The organism is Brachyspira alvinipulli ATCC 51933 (assembly GCF_000518245.1).
Taxonomy (GTDB): Bacteria; Spirochaetota; Brachyspiria; order Brachyspirales; family Brachyspiraceae; genus Brachyspira; species Brachyspira alvinipulli.
In genome coordinates, this window is record NZ_JADF01000031.1 from 1 (window position 1) to 6,138 (window position 6,138).

General features: G+C 21.7%; 5 protein-coding genes. 2 read left to right on the plus strand and 3 right to left on the minus strand.

Annotation, left to right across the window (positions count from 1 at the left end; translation table 11 throughout):
• The coding region (locus T324_RS0104775) for a radical SAM protein (protein WP_028329190.1) at window positions 1–646 on the minus strand (646 nt) is incomplete at its 3' end.
• 108 nt (window positions 647–754) lie between these two features.
• Here T324_RS0104775 and T324_RS0104780 point away from each other — a divergent pair.
• On the plus strand, window positions 755–1,870 hold the full coding sequence (locus T324_RS0104780; RefSeq protein ID WP_028329191.1) for a radical SAM protein: 1,116 nt from the start codon (window positions 755–757) through the stop codon (window positions 1,868–1,870).
• Between the two features lies 1 nt (window position 1,871).
• Here T324_RS0104780 and T324_RS0104785 read toward each other — a convergent pair whose 3' ends face one another.
• Both T324_RS0104785 and T324_RS0104790 read right to left on the minus strand, forming a co-directional pair.
• Window positions 1,872–4,010 carry a hypothetical protein gene (locus T324_RS0104785; RefSeq protein ID WP_028329192.1) on the minus strand — a complete coding sequence of 713 codons (2,139 nt, stop codon included), beginning with the start codon at window positions 4,008–4,010 and terminating at the stop codon, window positions 1,872–1,874.
• Window positions 4,011–4,234: 224 nt separating this feature from the next.
• Window positions 4,235–5,248 carry a radical SAM/SPASM domain-containing protein gene (locus tag T324_RS0104790; RefSeq protein ID WP_051436790.1) on the minus strand — a complete coding sequence of 338 codons (1,014 nt, stop codon included), beginning with the start codon at window positions 5,246–5,248 and terminating at the stop codon, window positions 4,235–4,237.
• Between the two features lie 244 nt (window positions 5,249–5,492).
• Here T324_RS0104790 and T324_RS0104795 point away from each other — a divergent pair.
• Window positions 5,493–6,138: radical SAM protein (locus T324_RS0104795; RefSeq protein ID WP_028329190.1), on the plus strand; the 646-nt coding region annotated here is incomplete at its 3' end.

A 6,138-nucleotide genomic window follows, 5' to 3' on the forward strand; every position in this document is an offset into this window, starting at 1 on the left:
ACATTACACTTTCGATATTCACTCCATCTGCTATTTCTCCAAAGATATTATAAAATTCCTGCTTTTGTTCTTCTGTAAGAATGTCACCATTAATTTTGATTATTACTTCACATTGTTTTTTGTTTTCATAGAAGAAAGCTATATTTTCTACTAATTTATTAAAATCTAGTTTTACTTTAGAAAAATCCAAATACTGTTCCGAGTTCATACCTTCTATAGATATATTTATTCTATCCAGCCCTGCTTCTATAATTTTTAAAGATAAATCTTTATTTAAAAGCGAAGCATTAGTAGTAGTATCAACTCTGTCTACTTTAGGAGATTTTTTAGCATATGAAATCATATCAGAAAAATGCTTATTAAGCAGTGGTTCTCCGTCTTTATAAAGTCTTATTACTTTTACTTTTCCTTCAAACTGTTGTAAATCATCTATAATTTTTTTATATAAATTAAAATCCATAGCACCAAAGTTTCTGCCATTAGTATTTTTCATAAGTTCTGTATTACCAGTAGGACAAAACTTACATTTGAAATTACATTTATCAGAAGGGTCTATAAAAATTATGAAAGGTGTTTCTAAAGGAATAACTGTTTCTAATTTGGTTCTATTTTCCAAGTCTATTCTTGGTTTGATTTTTGCTTTCATATAAAATGAATATTAATTCCTATAATTATGATTAAGTTAATTAATATCTTAATTTGACAATTATTCATTATTATATATAATTATAGTATTAAAGTATGAGAATGTTTTATGAGTGATAGATTTAATATTATAATGAAATATTTAAACAATAATGAGAATAAATTTTCAATATACGGCTTTGGTAATATTGCTAAATTATTTATTAATAATATAAACAAAGATATAATTATCACTAATATTTATGATTCAAATATTAGTGGTAATTTTAATAATATAAATGTTAAAAAATTTGATATAAAAGATAGTAATACTATTTTGGTGGCTACTGGAGCATCCTCATATAGTGAGATTTCTGAATATCTTAAAAATTTTGGATTAATTGAAAATAAAGATTTTTTTGATATAAAAGAGTATATGCCATTATATTATTTTAAATATTACAAAAAAATTATAGTTCCTGAAGTTCATATAGCATTGACTACAAGATGTACATTGAATTGTAAAAATTGTAATATGTTTATCCCTTCATATAATAAAAAGGAAGATGAAAAGTTAGATGATATCATAAAAAATATAGATGATATGTTTCAAAATATAGATAAAATATTCAGGCTTACCTTATTAGGCGGAGAACCTTTTTTATTTAAAGATATAGATAAAGTAATATTACATATTATGAAATTATATTCAAATAATATAGGAGAATTGGAAATAGTTACAAATGGTACAATAATACCAAATAATTCTATTTTAGAAGAAATGAAGAGATATAATGTAAAAGTTAGTATAAGTGATTATACTTCTGCAGTTAATTATACTTCTAAAATGAAACTTTTTGAAGAAAAATTAATAGAATATGGTATAGAATATCAAATAAAAAAATCATTAAAATGGGTGGATTTTTTATTTCCATATTCAAAATTTAATATTGATGCTAAAGATGTAATGAATCACATGTTAAATTGTTCTCCAATATTTAAAGGAGTAAATGATTCTAAACTATATTATTGTCATATAGTATGGAGTGCTGTAAAATCAGGTTTGATAAAAGAAAATAATAATGACTTTATAGATTTATCAAAGAAGTTAAATGACAATGAAAAACTAAATTTATTAAAATTTAGCTTGGGTATGATAGAAAATAAATATATATCTTTATGCGGATTATGTGCAGGATGTGGTTCTGATAATAATAATGTAATAGATGTTGGAATTCAAATATAAATTATTTCCATACTCTTTTTCCATGAAGAAATGAGTCTATAATGAAAAATGTATTTTTTATATTATCATTTATATATATTTTATTTTCGTCAAAAAGTAAACTATAAATTTCTAATATAAAATTGGAAATATCATTTTTATAATGTAAATCTTTATTATTATAAAAAAATGAATCAATCCCTCTATGAACTTCATCTATACCTGAATTATATCTATCTTTTTCATCATAATCAAAAATTATATTATAATTATCAAATTTTATAAATTGTCCTTCAGGTGAAGTGAAAACAGCTTCTGATATTAATGTATTTAATACTAATGGATTATTTGATAATGCTTGATTTACTTTATCTCCATACAAAGATTTAAAATTATTTTTTAAATTAATAGCAGATATTTTATTTGTTGTGGCAAAGTAAAAAAATACAGATTTTTGATGTAAAAGTTTTTCTAAATAATATTGTGTAGCACCAGATCCTATAAAATTAATGAATGCTAATTTGTCATTATCATTTATAGATAAACTATTAATATATTCAAAATATTCATTTCTTTCCTTTAATGAGTTTTCTAATATTGCTTCTTTATAATTAGATATTATATGTTCTATTAATAAATTTTTATCAATATCAAGTAATTTTTTATCTTTATATTCATCATTTATTTTTGCATCAACTCCAAACCTATTTTTTAAAAAATCATCAAAATAAGCTTTCATATTAATGCTAGTTTTATAGTTTATATCAATGTTATCTATAATATCATTTTCACTAAAAATTGAAATTACAGATAAAGACTGTCTAGATGTATAAAAATATAAACCTTTTATTTTATTATTTTTATAATATTTATTATATAATTTTTGTAAAATGTATCCATCTCTAGATATAAACAGTATTTTACTAATATTAAAATATAGGCATTCATTAATCATCCATTGTAAAAAATTAAATATCAGAGGTCCAAAAAATAGATAACCTATATCAAAATGAGAAGTTATATCTATAGTATTATTGTAATTTTTGAATGGGGAATTAAATATATAAGATATAAAATTTCCTAATATTAATCTCTCATCCAAATCAAAATTATATTTATCAAAATTTTCTTTTATTATAGAATTATTATAACTTTCTGATGGGCTATTAATTTTTATCCCTTTAATGTTGTATTTATTAGCCTGAATAACATCTGAATTTTCATTATCTCCTATATGCAATATTTTTTTATCTTTATGTTTATCACTTATATATCCCCATAGACTACCATTATGTTTAGATTTACCAATATCACAAGAAATATATATTCTGTTATTAAATATAATTCCTACTTCTTCTAATATATTTTTTATAATATTAGAATCAAAGTACATGTCAGAAACAAAAATAATTTCTTTATTTTTATGTATACAGTACTCTAATAATTCTACTATTTCATCTCTTTTAATAATGAATTTTTTCTCAGTTTCTATCTCTATAGTTTTTATTTTTTCTATCAACTCTAAATTCAATAACAATTTATCTTTTAATACATTATAAATATTATCTATAGTAGTTTTATCACCATATTTATTATATGCTTTTTTTTCTGATAATATTCTTAATTCAGTAAAATTAACTTGTATATTTAATTTATTTTTTAAGTATCGTTCAATATAGATAAATATATCATATATCTGATAAGTTTTTCTAGTTATTAAAGTATCAAATATATCGAATGAAATTATATCATGATCATTTATGTATTTTTTTATTTTTTCTTTTTGTATCAATAAATTATTATCATATTTTTCTATAAGAACAGGACGTTTCATTTTTTTACCGCTTACATGGTATATATTAATCCCATAATCTTCTAAATGACTAATATTTTTATATATTGTTTTTGCACTTTCATATATAGAAACTATAATTATATTTTTAGTTAATTTAATAGCTTCTTCTTTAGTAATTACATTAATACCATAAGCTTTATAACCTGAACTATAACTATCCATTAAACCAACTATGTTATATTCAGTTAAATTATTTATTAATATTTCTGTACGGTATCCCAATCCATACAATACTATTGGTTCTTTATTCAAAAAGCGAAAGTTTTGAGTAAAAATATTCAATAATTCTTCTTTTTCTTCTGTCATATAAATTATCTGTATTTTTTATAATTAAAAACATATTATAATTTCTATATACTATTTGTTTTCTGTTTATTAGATATATTCAGACATTAAATTTATATTTGAGCCTATATTTATCTTATAATTCAATAAATAAAAATGGATGTCTAATAATATAATATATTTTAGTTTTTCTCGTTTATTTAAATCTATTTTAGGTTTATTTACAGCTTTCATAATTATTAAAATTATTTATTATATAGTGGCAATAGTTTATCTAAATAATTATCTAAATTATCTTCTTCATGATACATAGCCATCATATTACCGCAATCTTTACAAACATAAGTTTCTTTTCTTTTACCATTTAAATGTGCTGATCTAATTTTTTTAATATTTTCACCATTCCATATATCTATAAGTTTTTCATTTCTAAAATTGCCAACTGAAAAATCTGTAGGTAATGCCAAGGTAACGCATGGATATATATTGCAATCTGCATCAGCATACATTGAATAGAATAATAGAGGACATGCTATTGTTTCTTTAGCTTTATCATAATACATTGTTAAATCATAATCAACTTTACCATCGCAATCATTAGTTAAAGGCTGACAATCACTTAAATGTTCTATAAATATTTCATCACAAATATTTCCATATATATCAAAAAATTTTTTATCATCTCCATCATTTAAAGAAGCATCAACTATTTTTATATATAATTTTAAATTACCTTTATTTTTATAATAATATTTAATATTATTCACAAATTCATCATAATTAATATTATATTTGCAAATCTCTTTATATTTTTCAGCTGTTACACCTTGAAGCGATATCATAAGTCTATCAAGACCAGAATTAATAAGTCTATCTGACATTTCATTAGTAAGCAAACTTCCATTTGTAAACATTTCTACTCTTTCTATATTGCCGCTATCCTTAGCATACTTAATCATTTTATCTATATTTTTATTCATAGTTGGTTCGCCCATACCAGAAAAAACCATTAATTTTAATTTATTTTTAAAATCTGATAATTGATCCACTAAAGTTTTAAATTCATCTAATTCCATAGCTCTATATTTAAAACCTATTTTCTCAACTTCTTTTCTTTCTAATGAATGGGTACAATAGAAACATTTAAAATTACATAATTGCATTGGAGATATAGTCATTCTATAAGGAGTATCTAAAGGTAATTGTTCTCCAAGGATTAATCTATCTTTTTTATATAATGGCTTTATCTCAGCATTCATTTTTTGTTCCTATTATTATGATTATGTTTAAATATTTTATATAATATATAGAATATAGAACTTTATTTTTTATTAAATATATATAATAAGTTCAATTATATATTATATAGTTGCGATACATCTAATATATCAATACATATTTTCACTATATATTTTTTAATCATTAAATTCTATTGACTTTTTAGCCAAAGAGTTTATAATAAATTAACTTAATCATAATTATAGGAATTAATATTCATTTTATATGAAAGCAAAAATCAAACCAAGAATAGACTTGGAAAATAGAACCAAATTAGAAACAGTTATTCCTTTAGAAACACCTTTCATAATTTTTATAGACCCTTCTGATAAATGTAATTTCAAATGTAAGTTTTGTCCTACTGGTAATACAGAACTTATGAAAAATACTAATGGCAGAAACTTTGGTGCTATGGATTTTAATTTATATAAAAAAATTATAGATGATTTACAACAGTTTGAAGGAAAAGTAAAAGTAATAAGACTTTATAAAGACGGAGAACCACTGCTTAATAAGCATTTTTCTGATATGATTTCATATGCTAAAAAATCTCCTAAAGTAGACAGAGTTGATACTACTACTAATGCTTCGCTTTTAAATAAAGATTTATCTTTAAAAATTATAGAAGCAGGACTGGATAGAATAAATATATCTATAGAAGGTATGAACTCAGAACAGTATTTAGACTTCTCTAAAGTAAAACTAGATTTTAATAAATTAGTAGAAAATATAGCTTTCTTCTATGAAAACAAAAAACAATGTGAAGTAATAATCAAAATTAATGGTGACATTCTTACAGAAGAACAAAAGCAGGAATTTTATAATATCTTTGGAGAAATAGCAGATGGAGTGAATATCGAAAGTGTAATGT